The following is a 17303-nucleotide window of genomic DNA, read 5'->3' on the forward strand; positions in this document are numbered from 1 at the left end:
TGATTGGCCCCATAAAGTCGACAAAAAGCCGTCCGGCCCCTGAAAAGGCCTGGCAGCGGCATTTTTCATAAAAATCGAAGCGGCGGTAATAGGAGCGTGCCGGATCCTGTTTGCACATGTGCGGCAGGCGGCATTCCCTGTGAATATCCGTCTGCAGCAAGACGTCCGGACAGCGTTTGGGTACATATCCCATTCCCTGAGGACATATTTGTGTCTTCTCTCTCATATGGGTATGGATGAAACGGGTATTTCCTTCTAACACTGCGAGAAATCAAACCTATGTGACAAAATCACATGGGTATTACACCGATGACACCCGCAAGAATAGGCGGGAAAGGAGGGAAAGAAACGGAGGGCTGTTTTGGAAATACCTAGCGGGATGAGAACCATAAAACCAAAAATAATCTAAGAAAACTGGAAATTCAATTATGAAGCTTTTTCGACAGATTTATTGACAAATTGTGTACGCCCATGATAAAATAACTTCAAACATTATCGCATAAATGCAATAAAGGAGAAATGAAGCATGGAAATGGATATTGGGAAAAAGTATTCCATCGCAGCGTTGGTCTGCGGCATTTTGGGCATTGTGGGTTCGTTTATTCCGATCGTTACTTATTTTACCTTCATTTTGGCAATCCTCGGCATTGTCTTCGGCGTAAAGGGCCGTAAGCTAGCGGAACCCGGCAGCACCGGCCTTGCGACTGCCGGTTTCGTGCTTGGCATCATTGGTACCGCCATCGGCGCCATCGGCGTGATCTGCGCCCTGTGCGCGATTGGTTCTCTGGGCATTCTCGGTGCATACGGCGCGCTTTCCTGACCTGTAAGCAAAGACGTATCGGTACCATGCGCTCATAGGAGCGCATGGTACTTTCTTTTTTTCTTTGTCAAATAAAGGAGAGAATTATGTTCCCCACCTTTGAGCTCTTTGGAAAAACCATCGGAACTTATATGGTCACTGCTTTGCTGGGCGTTTTCGCCGCGGGGATTTTTTCCTGCCGGGCGGCGAAAAAACGAGGCTATGACGAAAACGATATGATTGTTCTGCTGCTGGTATCCTGCATCGGCGTGCTGCTGGGCAGCCACATTCTTTTCGCGCTGACCAACTGGAACGCCCTGCTGGTGTTCTTTACCCATCTTCCAGAGATTATCGCAGCCGGTGAACTGGTGGACAGCTTTCTGGCGGTCTTCGGCGGTTCGGTGTTTTACGGCGGGCTGCTGGGCGGTATGGCAGCGGGCTTTCTTTACGCGCGCTGCGGCAAAAAAAAGCTGGACCTTGCTGCCTATACCGACATGGTCGCCCCTGCGGTGCCATTGTTTCACATGTTCGGCCGCATCGGCTGCTTCTTGGGCGGCTGCTGTTACGGAGTGGAAAGCGACTTTGGGTTTGTTTTCGAGCACAGCCTGGTAGAAGCGGCCAACGGCGTGCGCCGGTTCCCGGTCCAGCTGGTGGAGGCGGGATTCAACCTGCTGCTGTTTGCGGCGCTGGCCTGGCTTTTGAAAAAGGGAGTTTGCAAGGGAAAGCTGTTTCTTTTGTACCTGCTTGCCTATTCTGTCATCCGGTTTGTACTGGAGTTCTGGCGGGGGGACGCTTACCGGGGGTTCCTGTTTGGGGTGTCTACTTCCCAATTGATCAGCATCTTCCTCTTTGCTGCGGCGGGATGTATCCTGCTTTGGCAGGGACTGCACTCGAGAAGACGGGTGCAGCCGGCGGCGCAAGGGTAAAACCCAAAGCCTGCAATGCATTAAAAAAGGCCCCCGCGGGGGCCTTTTTCTTGTGTCAGGAAAGCATGCCGTCCAATGGCAGGAGAGAAGTCGGGCCGTCTCCCGGAAAACCGCATATGCTTCCATCGCTTTTGCGTTTCCCATGATTCAGCCGGTTTCGGCCATACAGAAAAATACAAAAAAATAGACATTTTTCATGCGGTACGGTATAATGCAACAAGATGGAGAAGAAAGGGAGGGATTCTTTTGTCACAAAACCGCCTATGCAAACGGTATAGCAACGTCATTTTCACCGCCGCCATCCTGCTTTCGGTGGGTGTAATGGTGTCGCTTTGCTTCAATAACAGCGTTTGGTTTGACGAGGCTTATTCCACCTTTATGGCCCGCCAGAGCTATTGGGGAATCATTGAGCAGAACCTGACCGATGTACATCCGCCGCTTTATTATTTTGTTCTCAAGCTGGTCACCAGTGTCTTCGGGTATAACCTGCTTGTCATGAAGCTGGTGTCTGTCGCCGGGGTAACGGCGACGATGGTGCTGGGCGCCACTCTGGTCCGGCGTCGGTTCGGGGACCGGGCGGGCCTTTTGTTTATCCTGCTTTTGCTGTGCGGACCGTGTATGCTGTCCGAATGTGCGGCGATGGTGCGCATGTATTCCTGGGCCATGTTTTTTGTCACGGCCAGCGGGCTGCTTGCCTATGAAATTTACGAGGCCCCGACGAAGGCGAAGTGGATTTTCTTTGTTCTTGCCAGCGTCGCGGGGATGTATACCCACACCTATGCCCTGATCGCCATTGGATTCGTGTACCTGTTTTTGCTGATCGCCATGATCCGCAACCGAAAGGGCCGGCTGCGGGGATGGATTTTGTGCGCGGCGGCTACCTTTGTACTGTACGCCCCGTGGTTTTTCGTGCTGCTGCGGCAGGTGGGCATGGTCAGCGGGAACTACTGGATCGCACCTCTCTCTCTTTCCTCCTTTGCGGAGTATGCGAAATTCCTATTTCTGCCGGGCAAACTCTCGGGCAACCCGGCGGCCGTAAAGGTTTTGGCAATCGCGGCCATGGCCGGCCTTGCGCTGGCTGCGGTTTTGTTTGCGGTATGGTGCGTGCGGGGCGCCTTTTGGAAGAAAAGAAAGAGGGACTGGGCGGCCCTTCTTGCGCTGGGCGTGTTTTTGCTGCCGGCGGTTCTGGGCATTGGGTTCTCGCTTGCAGTGCGCCCGGTGTTTATCGCCCGCTACCTGCTCCCGGGGATCGGGCTGTTTTGGCTGTTTTTCGCCATTGAGGCTTCGCGTCTCAAGAAAGGCTGGCTGGCGGCGTTTCTCTGCTGCGTGCTGCTGAGCGGAGGGTTAAGCTACAACCAGACCTTCCAGGAGGAATATTTCACGAAAACAGACGAGGCTGTTTCCTATCTGAAGGAAGAGGTCGGGGAAGAGGACGTGTTTCTTACGAACCTTTTGCAGCTGGGCGAGCAGGGCGGCCCTCTGGCTTACTATTTCCCGGAGCAGGAAAGCTGGTGCTACCAGAACGGGGAGTTTTTTAAGCATTATACCAACGGCGGCGGCACCGACGTGGTGGTTTCGGAGGATCAGGTGGAAGGGGTAAACGGAACTTTCTGGTATCTGTGCGATCCGAAAAAGGAGCCCGAAACGGCGTGGTTTACCGACCGGGGCTATACCGTCACCAAAGAGAAAAGCACCGGCATCGACCTGTATTCCTTCGACGTGTACCGCATTGTGAAAGAATAAAGGCGATTTTTGAGGCGATCGTCCATTGACAGGGGGATTCGCCGCCGGTATAATAAAACGGAAATGAGAATAGCGGCAGTGTGCAATAATTGCGCTGCCGCTTCTTGCTGCATGTATGCGCCGTTACGGACACACGGCAATATGAAAAACACAGGAGGAGAAGACTTATGAAGCTTGTCTACGATCGGGAAGCGCTTTTGGCCTGCATCGACGCGGTGGTGCGCAAAACCATGACCATGGACCTGACCTGGGACTGGTCCTGCGGAGTGGCCTATTACGGCGTCAGCGAGGCCTACCGGACCACGGGAAAGGAAGAATACCTGGACATGCTCAAAGCCTGGACCGAGGAATACATCGAGCTGGGCCTTCCGGTCTTTACGGTGAACACCTGCGCCATGGGCCACGCCATGCTGACGCTTTACGAGGCCACCGGTGACGAAAAGTACTGGAAGATCGTCGAGCAGCAGGTGGATTACCTGGAAAACCACGCCCTGCGTTTTGGAGATCACGTGCTTCAGCACACCGTCTCCGCCCAGAACGACTTCCCCGAGCAGGCCTGGGCGGATACCCTGTTCATGGCGGCCTTCGTGCTTTTGCGGGTGGGTATTCTCAAGAAGGACGCCGCGCTCATTGACGACGCCCTTAACCAGTATTACTGGCACATCCAGTACCTCCAAGATCCCAAAACCAGCCTGTGGTACCATGGGTACAACAACATCAACAAGGATCATATGTCCGGGTTCTATTGGGGCCGTGCCAACGCCTGGGCGGCGTATACCATGTCCCAGGTCAAGGCGCGCCTGCCTGAGCCTTATCTGTACCCGGCTTATCTGGAGTTGGACAATGCGCTACGCGATCAGCTGGCGGCTCTCAAGCTCTTGCAGACGGAGGACGGCCTGTGGCGCACCATTTTAGACGACCCAGAGTCCTATGAGGAGGTTTCCGCCAGCTGCGGCATCGCCGCCGCCATGGTGGTCAACGACAATCCTCTGCACACCAAGTATGTTCAGCGCGCCCTGGACGGGGTGCTCAAGAACATCACCGAGGACGGGCGGGTGTGCAACGTGTCCGGCGGCACAGCCGTCATGAAGGACCGGGACGGGTACCGCAACGTGCCCAAAAAGTGGATGCAGGGCTGGGGCCAGGGCCTGGCGCTTGCTTTCCTGACAGCGGTGCTGGAGGCGGATACCAAGGAGAGCCGCGCCCTGTAAGCGACGGCTGCGTTTGTGTGTTGAATCGGCGGGGTTTTTAGAAAGCCCCGCCTTTTTCATTCTGAGGCGAAGGAGCGACGTGTATGAAGCAGCTGATCCATCCGGAGGACCCTGCGAAAATGAATTGGATCGAAGGAAATACCCCATGGGGAACGGTAAAATGCCCGGATGGCCTTTCCTGTACTTACGAATCCGAGAAGAAGGGGGATGCGGTCTTCGAGCGGTTTACCTTTCGCAATGAAACCGATCACGACCTGTTTACTGCCCTCACCGATGTGGCCGTCTATACCCCCTTCAACGACAACTACGAGGAAGCAGCCGTGTGCATGGAACAACGCTGCCACACCCATATTTGGTGCGCAGACGAGGTCAGCTATGTGATGGCCCTGCGTATGGGCGGGAAAGGCCCCCATCTGGGCCTGATGCTGACAAGGGGTTCTCTGGGCGGCTACAGCGTGGAGCGGGACCTGACCAAAAGCAGCAACGACCGGGGGGATTTTCTCCTTCACCCCACGCCGTTTGCCCTGGCCCCGGGGGAGAGCATGGTTCTCGAATGGGTGCTTTTCTGGCACGAGGGAAAGGCGGACTTCTATGAGAAGTGCAGGCGATTTCCCAGCTACATCGGCGTTTCTATGGAACGGGCGGTATATTTTGCAGGCGAACCGGTGCGTTTTGCGGTTGAGCCCGCGGTTTGCTGTACAAAGGAGAACCTGTCGATTACCCGAAACGGCCGGCCGGTACCCTTTCGGATGGAGGGAAACCGGGCGATGGTGGAGGAACCGGCCGGGGAACCTGGGGAATGGGAGTACCACATCACCGCAAACGGCGTCGCTACCCGGTGCAGCGTCCTGGTGCTGCCCGCCTTCGAGGAGCTGCTATGGGCTAGGTGCCGCTTTCTTGTTAATAAGCAGCAGTACCGCCGGGAGGGAAGCCGCTTGGACGGCGCCTTCCTTATCTACGACAACGAGGAACATTGCCTTCATTACGATCCCGGCTACGACCACAATGGGGGCCGGGAACGGGTGTGCATGGGGATTTTGCTGGCTGCCTTTTTGCAGCGGCATGAGGACCGGCAGATGGAGGAAAGCCTGGAGCGGTATCTGGCTTATGTCTACCGGGAGCTTTACGACGCGGATACCGGCGAAGTGTTCAACGACGCCGGGCGGGATAACCACTATTTCCGCCTTTATAACTACCCCTGGATGGCTCTGTTTTTCCTGGAGGTATATGGGCTCAAAGGACAGCGCCGGTACCTGAAAGACGCGGTAAGGATTCTCAGAGCCTTTTATGAAAAAGGCGGAAAAGCGTTCTACGCCATCGAAGTGCCGGTCGGGCAGACCCTTCGCTGCCTGAAACGGGAGGGGATGGAGGAGGAGTACCGGGAGCTTCTGGCCCGCTTTCGGGAGCATGCGGCCTTTTTGATGGAGCGGGGAACCGACTATCCTGCCCACGAGGTGAATTATGAGCAGAGCATCGTGGCCCCTGCTGCGAATCTGCTCTTTGAGCTCTGCGAAGTCACGGGTGATATGAACTATTTCATGGCTGCCAAGCGGCAGCTCGCGGTATTGGAGCTCTTTAACGGCCGCCAGCCCGACTATCACCTGTTCGAGACGGCCATCCGCCATTGGGATGGGTACTGGTTTGGAAAGAACCGGATGTACGGAGATACCTTCCCCCATTACTGGAGCTATCTGACCGGCAAAGCGTATGCCCACTACGCGTCGGCCAGCGGGGAAAAGGACTATGAGGAAAAAGCGGAGGCATCCTTCAGGGGTGTGCTCAGCCTCATTTCTTCCGACGGCAGCGCCTCCTGCGCCATGGTGTACCCGGTCACGGTCAACGGGCAAAAGAGCGTCGGGTACGACCCCTGGGCCAACGACCAGGACTGGGGGCTCTATGCCATGCTGCGCCGCCGGCGGACAAAGAAAATCTAAACAAGCGTTCGGCAGCCCGATGGCGCCGCTGTACAGAAAAGCCTTCCGGTCACGGTTTTATCACCGCGCCGGAGGGCTTCTCTGCATTCCAGGCGTTGCGCATGGACAGGGCTTTTATGCGAAAAAAATAGGGAGATTTCATGGAATTATCGTCTTTCAATACCAGACTTTTTTGTGTATACTAAAAGAAATTCGGCAGGCGTAACAAAAGCGAAGCGTTTGGCTGCGGCGTCAAACGCATTTGGCCGCCCGGTGAGAAACACCTGAACCGGCCCCTGTCGTGAAATGAAAAAGCGGAAGGGGCAGTTGGGGGGAATATGAGTATTTTTAAGGAGAACGCGTGTCTGGCGGCCTATTTTTCCAGAGCGGGGGATCATTACATTGGAGAAAAATTTGTGGACCTGCCGGCGGGTAATACCGAAACGGTGGCAAAGTGGATTGGCGGTTACACGGGGGCGCGCGAGTTTCGCATAGAGCCGGTAACGCCCTATCCGATTGACCTGCGAAAGACGGCTTATATGGCCCAGCGGGAGCTGTACGCGGACGCCAGGCCCAAGCTTGCCGGGCATCTAGATCACATGGGGGAATACGCCGTTGTGTTCCTTGGCTTTCCGATCTGGTGGGAGAGTCTTCCCATGCCGGCGGTTTCCTTCTTGGAACGCTACGACTTTTCAAACAAAACCTTGATCCCCTTCTGTACCCACGAGGGCTCCGGCTTCGGCCAAAGCGAACATATCATTCGGATTCACTGCCCTGAGGCGAAGCTGCTGCCGGGCTTGGCGGTTCACGCAAGCGAGGTGCAGACGGCGCAGGACCAGGTGCTGCGCTGGCTGAAAGAGACCGAGGGCCTTCTTTAAAAACCATCGCCTAGGCAGAGAGAAAACGAGGAAGCAAACTTGCCGCAAGCAGAACAAGACATAAAGTACCGCCGAGAGTTTGCCGGCGTGGCGGACGGCGGCTGCATCGCGCGAAGGGAGAAGCGGCAATCGCCCGGTATAGAACATGGAAAAAACCATCCCGGCATATGGAATACTCTTGAACCTTTTTATTGAAATACAAAAAGAATTGTGATATTCTAGAAATAATAGGGAGGGGATTTTGTGAAAAAGAAGAAAATTTTAGCTTGGGTTTTGACGATAGTGCTTCTCGGCTGCTTGGGAATGATCACGCCCGCGCAGGCAAGTGAAGACGCAGGCAATGCCGAAGGTTACGAGTTACGAGTGAATTTTGGAACCATGGAGGACGCTTGGGTGGGGGACCGTATCCGGATATCTGCATATTATAACAACCAATCCATTGGCTCATGGGATGGGAAGGGCCATCATGTAGGCTTTGAAGTATTAAAAGGGGCTTCCCTTGTGGAATGCGAGTTGGGTTATTATCGTGATGGTGTTGACATTCAATGCTTAAATACCGGTGAGGCTATCATACGCGTGTTTGTCCGGGAGGAGGGAAACGGCCCGGCGGTTTATTCAAAGGAGTTTTCCATTTCCATCCGCCAAAAGCCGGAAAACGACAGCGGCTATTATATCGAGGCTCGTGATATGGAAGAGACTTGGTTTTCCGACCTATGGGTGGGGGATGCATTCCGATTTTGGATGTATACAGAGCATTATAGATATATGCGCTCGAATGAAAATGGGAAGGACGAGCCAAACCTCTCCTATGAAACGGTAAGCGGTGACGGAAGCATCTATGAGATTTCCGGGCAGTATATTCATTTTATCAAGCCAGGAGATGTCCGGGTAAAAATTACCTGCAGCATTCCGAACACCCCGGAAAAAATTTATGACTTTCATGTGAGCGAGAAGCCAGCGGAGGCGGAAATGGAAGTGGTTCCGGTCATGTCACTGCCGCTTAAGCTTGGCCCGATTGACAAAGCATTTCCATTAAGAGACCACGAAATACCAAGTGTTGGCATAATTGCACTGGTTAAAAATGTGAATTATGGAAATAGTACTGGCCATTTGACGGTAGAAGGTTTTGATATGGATTCAAGTTGGGTCGAAAGTTATGTAGAAGAAACACATCGAGAGTTCTTTCTTCCGGCTCATGAAGGCGGTTCCAGGCCGGCATTGGTCCGTAATCATGTTATGTATTTGGGAACGATAAACGGTGCTCTGAATATGTTGGAATTTGCCAAGCGGCCGGGAACCCTGCCCTATCAGTATTACATTGAGGTTGACGGGAAAAAGGTAGCGGATTTCCCCGCCATCACCATTGAAGAACCGGTCATTACCAATAACCTTCCAGATCAAGTATTCGCCGGGCAGTCCTTGTCCTTTTCCACTGCGCTGACCAACACGTATTATGAAAATGAAAAGGTTGACGAGCTGCTTAAGCAGGGGGGCTATGATTATTACCATCACGTCGGGTTCCGGCCCAAGGTGGAGGTGCTGGAAGGCAATGTCCTGCAAAGCAATCAGGACTATACCAATACCTTAACCTCGTCGGAAACCCTTACCTTCCCTTCTCCCGGCAGGGTGCAGCTGAAAATTACCTATGAGAGCATCCATTCCACGGTAAATGAAGGAATGAACCGGATGTGTGAAGAGGAAGGCTGCTACGACAACATCTACAGCCCCAGCACGATCGTGACGTTCGACGTCCAGGAAGCGCCGCCGGCGGTGACCGCGTCGGTTGACAAAACCCTGTACGCGCCCAATGAGACCATCACCGCTTCCATTACGACTCCCGGCACGGTCGAGAAGGCGTATTTCGTCAGCGAGACGGGGGCCGGAATCGCTTCCGCCCGTAACGCGGTGAAAAATCCGGACGGGACCATCACCTGGTCTCATGTCTTTTCCCTGGCGTCCATCGGAAACCGGAGCCTGCGCGTCTATACCGACGGAGCGGATACTGGGGTGTCCGTGTCTTTTGCCATCCGCCGCCCTACGACGCCTTCTTTGTACGGCGCTTCCATTGCGCCCAGTGCCAAGGTGCAGGAGAATTTTACCGCCGTCATTCAGACCTCGGTCCAAGTGAATAAAGTGCGCTTATTCAATGAAAACGGGATTGGCCTGGCGCCTGCCTCCTGTACCTATTCCGATCAGGACGGCGTGCGTACCTGGACCTATGTTACGAATGTAGGGACTCCGGGCAAACGGAACTTGACGGTAAAGGTCAGCGATGGAAGCAACAACTGGATTGCGGATACACGCCATCTTGAAATCTGGATTAACCGGTAACGCAGAAGTAAAAGCGAGTGCCGGCATAAGGGAAATTTTCCTTCGTTTTGGCACAGAGGCCCTCCCGCATAAGACCGCGCGGATCATGAAATCCGCAAGCTGAGAAACGGCACGAGCTTTCGGTGAGCAATCACCCAAGCCCGTGCCGTTTGCATTGCAAGGAAAAAAGCGTTTGTCGTGTTCCAAACCTATTTTTCTACCGGCCCGTATCGGCCCGTATAACGTTCTTTGGCCTTTTTCGTATAGCGCCGGACAAAATCGGTCTTCGCGTCGGTATAGCCGTCGCGGTCGTGCTCGTACCGCTTCCATAAATGTAACTTCAGGCGTTCGTACTGCCGGGCGACCCCCGGATTTTCGATGAGATAATCCCGAAAATACAGCTCGTCGTTATCACCTGCAATGCGCACATGCAGATGAAAGACCCGTTGGGCAAACCCGTTTACGGTATAGCCTTTGTTATAGGAAATCCGGCCCTCGCTTCGGGACATACACAAGTATCCGCCGCAAGTAAGCCGCTTGTCCAGGTCAGCCCAGTCGCAGTCTGGAGTTGTTTCCACCAATATGTCCACAATCGGTTTGGCCCAGATGGTCTTTACGGCGGTACTACCGATGTGGCTAATTCGTACCACCGGCATACCGGAAAAGGCCGCCAGCAGAGAGGCCTCTTCTTCCCGGTACCATTTTGCCCAATGGGCTTGGTGGCAGGTAAGCACAATCGGGAATCGCTGCCAAAGCTCCTCCTTGGTCATCTCGGTTAGCTTCTTAGTCATGAACCCTGCCTCCTGTTTTACGAGGGTTTTTTGCCGCCATTGCCGCCCAAAAATTGGCCATGGTTTGTTATTTCAGGTCCAGATACGAAAGGATCTCGGCGGCGTTGATGTCGGGCTTTGCTTTGGGGATCACGTGTTCGATGGTTCCGTTCTCGTCGATCACATAGGTGGTACGAACCACGCCCATACTTACCTTGCCGTAGAGTTTCTTTTCCTGCCATACGTCGTAGGCCTGGATGGCGGTGAGCGAAGGATCGGAGAGGAGCAGGAAAGGGAGCTGGTGCTTCTGGGCGAACTTCTGGTGGGACGCGGTGCTGTCCTTGCTCACGCCGATGACCGCCACTCCGCCTTGTAAAAACGCGTCGTAGGCATCGGCAAAGGCACAGGCCTGCCGGGTGCAGCCTGGAGTATTGTCCCGCGGATAGAAATAGAGCACCACTTTCTTTCCGCGAAAATCGGAAAGAGAGACTAGATTGCCATCCTTGTCGGGCAGGGTAAAGTCAGGGGCTTTGCAACCGGGATGAAGCATGATCGGTTCCTCCTTTTACATAAACATAGTGGTCATCGCTGGAATGACGCGCCGAGAACGTATACCCCAGACGGTCAAAAAGCGGCAGGTCCTTGGGATCGGTCAGGTTTGTTTCCGCCAGCCAGCGAACCATTTCTCCCCGGGCCATTTTGCACAGGGTTCCTTTTTCCACGATTTTTCCGCCCTTTTCCTCGCCGAAGGTACAGGTAAGGACACGCACCGATTTTGGCAGGTGAGGCAGCACGGCTTTGCTGTACTCCTTGGAGGCCAGGTTTAAGAGCAGGCCAGTTTCGGCGCAAAGCTGTCTCGCGAGCTTGTCTCCCCAAAATGCATAAAGGTTTTTGCAATCTCCGACCGGCAGCTTTGCCTGCATTTCCAGCCGGTAAGGCGTTACTCCGTCAAAAGGGCGCAGCAGCCCGTAAAACCCCGACAGGATGCGCAGGTGTTCCTGAATGTAGGCAAACTGGCCGGTTTCAAACACCTGCGGCGCCATGTACTGGTATTGGATCCCTACATAGGACAGAATGGCGGGAGTCAGATTGTGCTCCAGGTCCATCGTTTCAAGCCTCCGATATTGAAGCAAGGCGATGGCGTCGTTGCAGTTCCACAGCGATTTGAGTCCGGCGTAGTCCATGTCCCTTAGTCGCCGCAGCAGTGCGCTTGCTTGCGGCAAAAAGAAAGGCAGACTTTCACAGGGCATACCGTCCGTATCAACGCGCATGTTCTTTGCAGGAGAAAGGAGAATTCTCAAGGGTTCACCATCCTTCGGATCGGGTGTTTTTCTCGGTGTTGAGAAATCTATCATAGCATATTTTATCAGAAAGAAAAACCGCCTAAGACGGTTTTGGCGTTTTTGACCGAATGTCAGGATGCGCCCAGCTTTTTGGAAAAGTCCGCCATGGCGTTGGAAATTTGGATCTGTTGAGGACATACCGCTTCACAGCTTCTGCATCCGATACAGGCGCTTGGCTGCTTTTCCGGCGGCAGGGCGGACAGCGCCATAGGCGCGAGAAAACCGCCCTCGGTAAAGCGGTGTTCGTTATAAAGGGCGAGCAGAGAAGGAATATCCAACCCTTGCGGGCAGTGACTTACACAGTAGCGGCATGCGGTGCAGGGAAGCACGCGCTTTTTGACCATGCCGCCGGCAATGTCCAGCAGAACCTCCCATTCCCGCCGGGTGAGCGGCCTTTCGGTTTCAAAGGTGCAGATGTTGTCCTTAAGCTGTGCAAAGCTGGACATACCGGATAAAATTACCGTTACGCTTGGGATGGACTGCAAAAACCGAAACGCCCACGCCGGAACATCCTCATCGGGGCGCAGCATTTTGAGCGCCGCAGTGTCCTTTTCCCCAAGCGCCGCGAGCTTGCCGCCGCGAAGAGGCTCCATAACCCACACGGGAATCCGGTATTCCTCCAGCAGCTCCACCTTGGCCTTTGCGTCCTGGAAGGTCCAGTCCAAATAATTGAGCTGAATTTGGCAAAACTCCATCTGCTCGCCATAGGCTTCGAGAAAGCGTTTCATTACCGCTATGCTTCCATGGGCGGAAAAACCCAGGTGACGGATGCGCCCCGCCTTCTTTTGCCCCGCTAAATAGGAATCAATGCCGTATTTCTCATCCAGGTAAGCGTCAATGTTCATTTCGCAGACATTGTGAAATAAGTAGAAGTCAAAATAATCCACTCCGCAGCGGGCCAGCTGTTCCTCAAAAATGGGCTTGACCTTATCCATGTTGGAAAGGTCATACCCGGGAAATTTATCCGCCAGATAGTAGCTTCCTCGGGGATATGGGCGCAGAGCTTTACCCAGAACCACTTCGGAACGACCGTCGTGATACCCCCAGGCGGTATCGTAGTAGTTGACTCCCTTTTCCATGGCATAGGAGACCATCTTTTTTGTGGCCTCTTCGTCAATTTGTGCGTAGTTGTCGCTCATGACCGGCAGGCGCATGGCGCCCATACCCAGAGCAGATATCTTTTTGTCTTGAAATGGCTGATAGACCATGCTGGGATTCTCCTTTCAGGTGAGGTGGCATGCATAAATATTACTTGCGATTAACCATACACCTTGGAGTGCGCTCTAAGTCAAGAGCAATCATCGGAGTTTTTATGCGTTTTTAGGAAAGTGCCCTTGCGGTTTGGAGCGGATTTTCCGATCACCTTCTTTTATCAAAGAAAGTGTGGTTTTTGGACATACTAAGCCGGAGGGCCGATCTATTCGGAAAGGAAAAGAAGTAGATGGAATACGGGTGGATTGGATGCGTTGGGAACCGCCCGGAAGTATGGGTCCTGTCAGGACGTCCAGCAGGTTACGGTGCATCGGGTCGCCGGCGCTTTTTGCGTCAATCCCGAGTGCACCAAGCGCGCCGTGAGTGTATTCCCGGCTGGTCGGAATTGATTTGTAGAGCAGAAAGCAAAGGGCGTATGAGGGTTAAACGAAAGGGCATACGGCACGGGGAGGGCAATTGTGAGAACGGATGTTTTCGCGGCATTTCTGGCGCAAATAGACAATCCACAGAATCAGAGGCGGACAGGAGAAATCCTCCAGTGGGTGGCGGATACGTTTGAGACGCTGGTTCCCTGTATAAAGTGGAACCAGCCGATGTTTACTGAGCACGGCACCTATATCATTGGATTCAGCGTATCCAAAAAGCATTTGGCCGTTTCTCCGGAGCAGGAAGGAATCCGCCGGTTTGCGAATGAGATCCAAAGGTCCGGTTATGAATCGAGCAAAATGCTGTTTCGAATTGGATGGGACAGGCCCGTAAACTACGCACTGCTTGCGAGAATCATCGCGTTTAACCGAACAGCGAAGGCGGACTGCCCGACCTTTTGGCGCAAGGAAAACAAATAGGAAAGATATGCCGTTACCATGCAAAAAGCGCAAGGAACCTATTGGCACATTTCCATAGATTCCTTGCGTTTTGGGTCTGCGTTACAAAAATGGACGCCCTATTTCAGCACAGGTGAAAAACAAAGCGCACCCCATAAAATGGGATGCGCAATTTGTCTGCGGCACTTTGCCGCTGGCGGAGAGTCAGGGATTCGAACCCTGGAGACCTTTCGGTCTACAGCATTTCGAGTGCTGCACCTTCGACCACTCGGACAACTCTCCCGATGATCAAGGATATTGATGGAAAGGGAACACTACGGTATTCTAGCAGAGTATGAAGAAAAAGTCAAATAAATTCTGCGTTTCTCAAACACATATGTAGGGCAAAAGCTTTTGCAGGGTTTTCTCCCCAATGCCTTTGACCAGCGTCAGTTCATTCACCGAGCGAAAGGGGCCGTAAGTTTCCCGGTAAGCAATAATCGCTTGCGCTTTTACTTCTCCGATTCCAGGAAGGGTTTCCAGCTGTGCGGCAGTAGCAGTATTGATGTTGACAACGCTGGGAGTGGGTGCTGCAGGAGTGGTACTGGAGAAGGCACTGGGCTGGGAGGCGGCGGAGGAAACCGGGTCCGTCCGATTGGAGAAACTGTTGGTTAAAGTGGGTTCCTCCGAAGGAGAGGATGAAACGACATCGGAAGGAGAAGCCTCCGAGCTGCTTTCCGGCTCGAAACCGACGGCGGCGGACTGAGACGCCTCCTGAGAAGAATCATAGTTTTGGTAGACGACGCCGATCCCGGTTACTTTTGGGGCCAGCAGCGTGTTATATCCGATTATGACCGCAGCCAGAACGGAGGCAATTACAATCAAGTAAATCTCATGAGAAGATTTCGACTCCATCGTGTATTCCTCCCTCGGGAAACATTTTCTGGTGATATTATATCACGTTTTTCAAATTTATTTTATTGAGTGAAGATATATCACAACCGACCGGAGAGCAACTGAGAAATGTTGCGATTGACCAAAGAAAAAAGCTGTTATAATACAACGGGAGGGATGCAGAATGTGGGCGGTTTATGGCTTTTGTCCGCGCTTTTTGCGGCGCCGGCGATCCTGGCCAAAATCGGCATCGACGGGGTCAATTCCAATCTGGCCACAGCTATCCGCACCATCGTTATTTTGGTGATGGCATGGGGAATCGTTTTCTTTACGGGTTCTCATACCGGGATGAAGGATATCTCTCATCGCAGCATGCTGTTCTTAATTCTGTCCGGCGCGGCGACCGGGCTTTCCTGGCTTTGCTACTTTCGCGCCATCCAGCTGGGGGACGTATCCAAGGTGGTGCCCATCGACAAGCTCAGCGTGGTGTTTACCATTGTCATAGCTTTTGTCTTCCTGCACGAGCAGGTCGGTGTCAAGTCTATCCTGGGGATGATTTTGATCGGGATGGGAACCTTGGTCCTGGTTTTTATAAAGGAGAAAAGCCGCCTATTCATGATAGGCGGCTTTTTGTAGGACCAAGCTTCCGGCCGGTAAAGCATTTTATCGGTCACAGAAAGGAGCGAGAACCGCAAGGAGTTCCTCCATGGTAATGCTTTTTGGCAGGAATACCGGTTCGATCTGCGCACTGAACAGCCCCAGCTGTCCCTTCACGGGAACCGGGCGAATGGGGCGGATGGCTTCCAGCATCCAGGCATAGGAAGGGCGGGAGGGCATTTCGTCCATTCCAGCCGGGCCCAGATGCGCCTGGGCAAAGGGGAGGATGGAGGCAAGCGTGCACACGGCAAGGGCGTGCCCTGCAATACATCCCGGCTCCCGCCTGGCACTCGCGCAGATTAGAAGCTCGCCCCGGTAACGGGTCTGCCAGGTGCGGCATTCGATGGTTTTTCTTTTGCAAGCAATTTCCATCGCAAAGCGTGGATGAATGGAGATGGCTTTCATGACAGACCTTCCTTTCCTGGGCGGGGAAAACGAAAAGAATAGGACACCAGATGCGGCTGCGTTGGAAAAGCGGGGCTAGGTCTGCCGAAAGGGCGGACCCGTGAAGGCAAACGGGAAGCGTGTTTTACCGGGGGATTCCCGGGGGATGTTCGCCTGGTTTTGCCTGGATGATCCATATCTGAAGAAAAATGAGCTCCGGCGATAAGCCGGAGCTCATTATGAATAAGCGGAATCCTTAGATGACCCACAGGCGGATAACTGCATCAATGGAGCGGATGTTTTCGATGGCCTTGTCGCAAGCAGCCGCCGAAATGTCCAGGATGGTGTAGGCATAGTCCTTCTTGGACTTGCTGTGCATGTTCTCAATGTTGAAGCCGGCCTGGGAGATGGCGTCAGTCATGGGGCTGAGCACTTTGGGCAGATTGCGGTGGATGATGCAGATGCGGCAGCAGCCGGGGGTGCGGGGCATATCCACGTTGGGGAAATTGACCGAATTCTTAATGTTGCCGTTTTCCAGGAAGTCCTTCACCTGGCGGGCCGCCATATAAGCGCAGTTCTCTTCCGACTCGGGAGTGGAAGCGCCCAGATGGGGGATGGCGATGACCCCTTCCTTGCCGATAACCTTATCGCTGGGGAAGTCGGTCACATACGCCGCCACCTTCTTTTCCTCCAGCGCCTTCAGAACCGCATCCTCGTCCACCAGGCCGCCCCGGGCGAAGTTCAGAATGCGGACATCCTGCTTCATGGAAGCGATGGCTTCGGCATTGATGCAGTTCTTGGTGTCGGGCGTCAGCGGAACGTGCAGGGTGATATAATCGCAGTTCTGATAGATTTCGCTCAGGCTCTTGGCGTGGATGATTTCGCTGGAAAGGCCCCAGGCGGCGTCTACAGACAGGTAGGGATCGTAGCCGTAAACCTCCATCCCCAGGGAAACCGCGGCGTTTGCTACCAGCACGCCGATGGCGCCCAGGCCGATGACGCCCAGCCGCTTGTGGGAGATTTCCGGGCCCACAAAGGCGCTCTTGCCTTTTTCCACCAGCTTGCCGACTTCGTCGCCTTTGCCGGACAGGGTTTTGGCCCACTCGATGGCGGGAATCACTCGGCGGGAGGAAATGAGCATACCGGCGATGACCAGTTCTTTGACAGCGTTGGCATTGGCGCCGGGGGTGTTGAAAACCACGATGCCCGCTTCGGCACATTTGTCCACCGGAATGTTGTTGACGCCGGCGCCCGCGCGGGCGATGGCTTTTAAGCTGGCGGGCAGCTCCATGTCGTGCATGGAAGCAGAGCGGACCAGAATGGCATCCGGGTTTTCCACCGTGTCAGCAACGTGATAGTCGGCGCCCAAGACATTGAGGCCCGCGGGTGCGATTTTATTGAGGGTTTTGATTTGATACATAATTCGCGTCATCTCTTTCGCTTATTATTTGAAAGCCATG

Annotated in this window: 16 protein-coding genes and 1 tRNA gene; 9 read left to right on the forward strand and 8 right to left on the reverse strand. The window is 53.9% G+C overall.

Going from position 1 to position 17303, the window contains the following annotated elements; all coding sequences use genetic code 11:
- Positions 1–526: 526 nt before the first annotated feature.
- The 7 genes from WMO26_RS02555 to WMO26_RS02585 all read left to right on the forward strand — a co-directional run bounded on the left by WMO26_RS02555 (position 527) and on the right by WMO26_RS02585 (position 9801).
- Positions 527–820 carry a hypothetical protein gene (locus WMO26_RS02555; protein ID WP_349217965.1) on the forward strand — a complete coding sequence of 98 codons (294 nt, stop codon included), beginning with the start codon at positions 527–529 and terminating at the stop codon, positions 818–820.
- Between the two features lie 86 nt (positions 821–906).
- Positions 907–1725 (forward strand): prolipoprotein diacylglyceryl transferase, encoded by an 819-nt coding sequence (locus WMO26_RS02560; protein WP_349217966.1) that lies wholly within the window; start codon positions 907–909, stop codon positions 1723–1725.
- Between the two features lie 246 nt (positions 1726–1971).
- Positions 1972–3468, forward strand: coding sequence for a glycosyltransferase family 39 protein (locus tag WMO26_RS02565; protein ID WP_349217967.1), 1497 nt, complete (start codon positions 1972–1974; stop codon positions 3466–3468).
- A 167-nt stretch (positions 3469–3635) separates the two neighbouring features.
- A complete protein-coding gene (locus WMO26_RS02570) occupies positions 3636–4679 on the forward strand; it encodes a glycoside hydrolase family 88/105 protein (RefSeq protein ID WP_349217968.1) in 1044 nt (347 codons plus the stop codon).
- A gap of 83 nt (positions 4680–4762) precedes the next feature.
- Positions 4763–6613, forward strand: coding sequence for a hypothetical protein (locus WMO26_RS02575; protein ID WP_349217969.1), 1851 nt, complete (start codon positions 4763–4765; stop codon positions 6611–6613).
- A gap of 317 nt (positions 6614–6930) precedes the next feature.
- Positions 6931–7470 (forward strand): flavodoxin, encoded by a 540-nt coding sequence (locus tag WMO26_RS02580; protein WP_349217970.1) that lies wholly within the window; start codon positions 6931–6933, stop codon positions 7468–7470.
- Positions 7471–7713: 243 nt separating this feature from the next.
- Complete coding sequence (locus WMO26_RS02585) at positions 7714–9801, forward strand: hypothetical protein (RefSeq protein ID WP_349217971.1); 2088 nt, start codon at positions 7714–7716, stop codon at positions 9799–9801.
- A gap of 188 nt (positions 9802–9989) precedes the next feature.
- Here WMO26_RS02585 and WMO26_RS02590 read toward each other — a convergent pair whose 3' ends face one another.
- From WMO26_RS02590 to WMO26_RS02605, 4 genes are all read right to left on the reverse strand, one after another.
- Positions 9990–10571 carry a GrpB family protein gene (locus WMO26_RS02590; RefSeq protein ID WP_349217972.1) on the reverse strand — a complete coding sequence of 194 codons (582 nt, stop codon included), beginning with the start codon at positions 10569–10571 and terminating at the stop codon, positions 9990–9992.
- 67 nt (positions 10572–10638) lie between these two features.
- A complete protein-coding gene (bcp, locus tag WMO26_RS02595; RefSeq protein ID WP_349217973.1) occupies positions 10639–11100 on the reverse strand; it encodes a thioredoxin-dependent thiol peroxidase in 462 nt (153 codons plus the stop codon).
- Complete coding sequence (gene yaaA, locus WMO26_RS02600) at positions 11072–11851, reverse strand: peroxide stress protein YaaA (RefSeq protein WP_349217974.1); 780 nt, start codon at positions 11849–11851, stop codon at positions 11072–11074. Before yaaA ends, bcp begins: the two co-directional genes overlap by 29 nt.
- Positions 11852–11964: 113 nt before the next feature.
- Positions 11965–13101, reverse strand: a complete 1137-nt coding sequence (locus tag WMO26_RS02605) for an aldo/keto reductase (RefSeq protein WP_349217975.1) — start codon at positions 13099–13101, stop codon at positions 11965–11967.
- Between the two features lie 462 nt (positions 13102–13563).
- Between WMO26_RS02605 and WMO26_RS02610 the strand changes: the two genes are divergently transcribed.
- Positions 13564–13950: an iron chaperone gene (locus WMO26_RS02610; protein ID WP_349217976.1), complete on the forward strand. Its 387-nt coding sequence runs from the start codon at positions 13564–13566 to the stop codon at positions 13948–13950.
- Between the two features lie 173 nt (positions 13951–14123).
- Here the strand turns inward: WMO26_RS02610 and WMO26_RS02615 are convergent.
- Positions 14124–14211 (reverse strand) — tRNA-Ser (locus tag WMO26_RS02615).
- 84 nt (positions 14212–14295) lie between these two features.
- Positions 14296–14823 (reverse strand): ComEA family DNA-binding protein, encoded by a 528-nt coding sequence (locus tag WMO26_RS02620; RefSeq protein ID WP_349217977.1) that lies wholly within the window; start codon positions 14821–14823, stop codon positions 14296–14298.
- A gap of 165 nt (positions 14824–14988) precedes the next feature.
- Here WMO26_RS02620 and WMO26_RS02625 point away from each other — a divergent pair, with 165 nt between their 5' ends.
- Positions 14989–15438, forward strand: coding sequence for an EamA family transporter (locus WMO26_RS02625; RefSeq protein WP_349217978.1), 450 nt, complete (start codon positions 14989–14991; stop codon positions 15436–15438).
- Positions 15439–15465: 27 nt separating this feature from the next.
- Here WMO26_RS02625 and WMO26_RS02630 read toward each other — a convergent pair whose 3' ends face one another.
- Entirely contained in the window at positions 15466–15864 is a 399-nt protein-coding gene (locus tag WMO26_RS02630) for an ASCH domain-containing protein (RefSeq protein WP_349217979.1), read from the reverse strand.
- A 235-nt stretch (positions 15865–16099) separates the two neighbouring features.
- A complete protein-coding gene (locus WMO26_RS02635) occupies positions 16100–17263 on the reverse strand; it encodes a 3-phosphoglycerate dehydrogenase family protein (RefSeq protein WP_349217980.1) in 1164 nt (387 codons plus the stop codon).
- Positions 17264–17303 lie beyond the last annotated feature (40 nt).

The organism is Solibaculum intestinale (assembly GCF_040096205.1).
Taxonomy (GTDB): Bacteria; Bacillota; Clostridia; order Oscillospirales; family Acutalibacteraceae; genus Solibaculum_A; species Solibaculum_A intestinale.

Bases quoted from the DNA above. Each gene is read 5' to 3' on its own strand.
- WMO26_RS02580 (WP_349217970.1), top strand. From the start codon at position 6,931: ATGAGTATTTTTAAGGAGAACGCGTGTCTGGCGGCCTATTTTTCCAGA.
- WMO26_RS02570 (WP_349217968.1), top strand. From the start codon at position 3,636: ATGAAGCTTGTCTACGATCGGGAAGCGCTTTTGGCCTGCATCGACGCG.
- bcp (WP_349217973.1), bottom strand. From the start codon at position 11,100: ATGCTTCATCCCGGTTGCAAAGCCCCTGACTTTACCCTGCCCGACAAG.
- WMO26_RS02590 (WP_349217972.1), bottom strand. From the start codon at position 10,571: ATGACTAAGAAGCTAACCGAGATGACCAAGGAGGAGCTTTGGCAGCGA.
- WMO26_RS02560 (WP_349217966.1), top strand. From the start codon at position 907: ATGTTCCCCACCTTTGAGCTCTTTGGAAAAACCATCGGAACTTATATG.
- WMO26_RS02605 (WP_349217975.1), bottom strand. From the start codon at position 13,101: ATGGTCTATCAGCCATTTCAAGACAAAAAGATATCTGCTCTGGGTATG.
- WMO26_RS02630 (WP_349217979.1), bottom strand. From the start codon at position 15,864: ATGAAAGCCATCTCCATTCATCCACGCTTTGCGATGGAAATTGCTTGC.
- WMO26_RS02575 (WP_349217969.1), top strand. From the start codon at position 4,763: ATGAAGCAGCTGATCCATCCGGAGGACCCTGCGAAAATGAATTGGATC.
- WMO26_RS02620 (WP_349217977.1), bottom strand. From the start codon at position 14,823: ATGGAGTCGAAATCTTCTCATGAGATTTACTTGATTGTAATTGCCTCC.
- WMO26_RS02635 (WP_349217980.1), bottom strand. From the start codon at position 17,263: ATGTATCAAATCAAAACCCTCAATAAAATCGCACCCGCGGGCCTCAAT.
- WMO26_RS02555 (WP_349217965.1), top strand. From the start codon at position 527: ATGGAAATGGATATTGGGAAAAAGTATTCCATCGCAGCGTTGGTCTGC.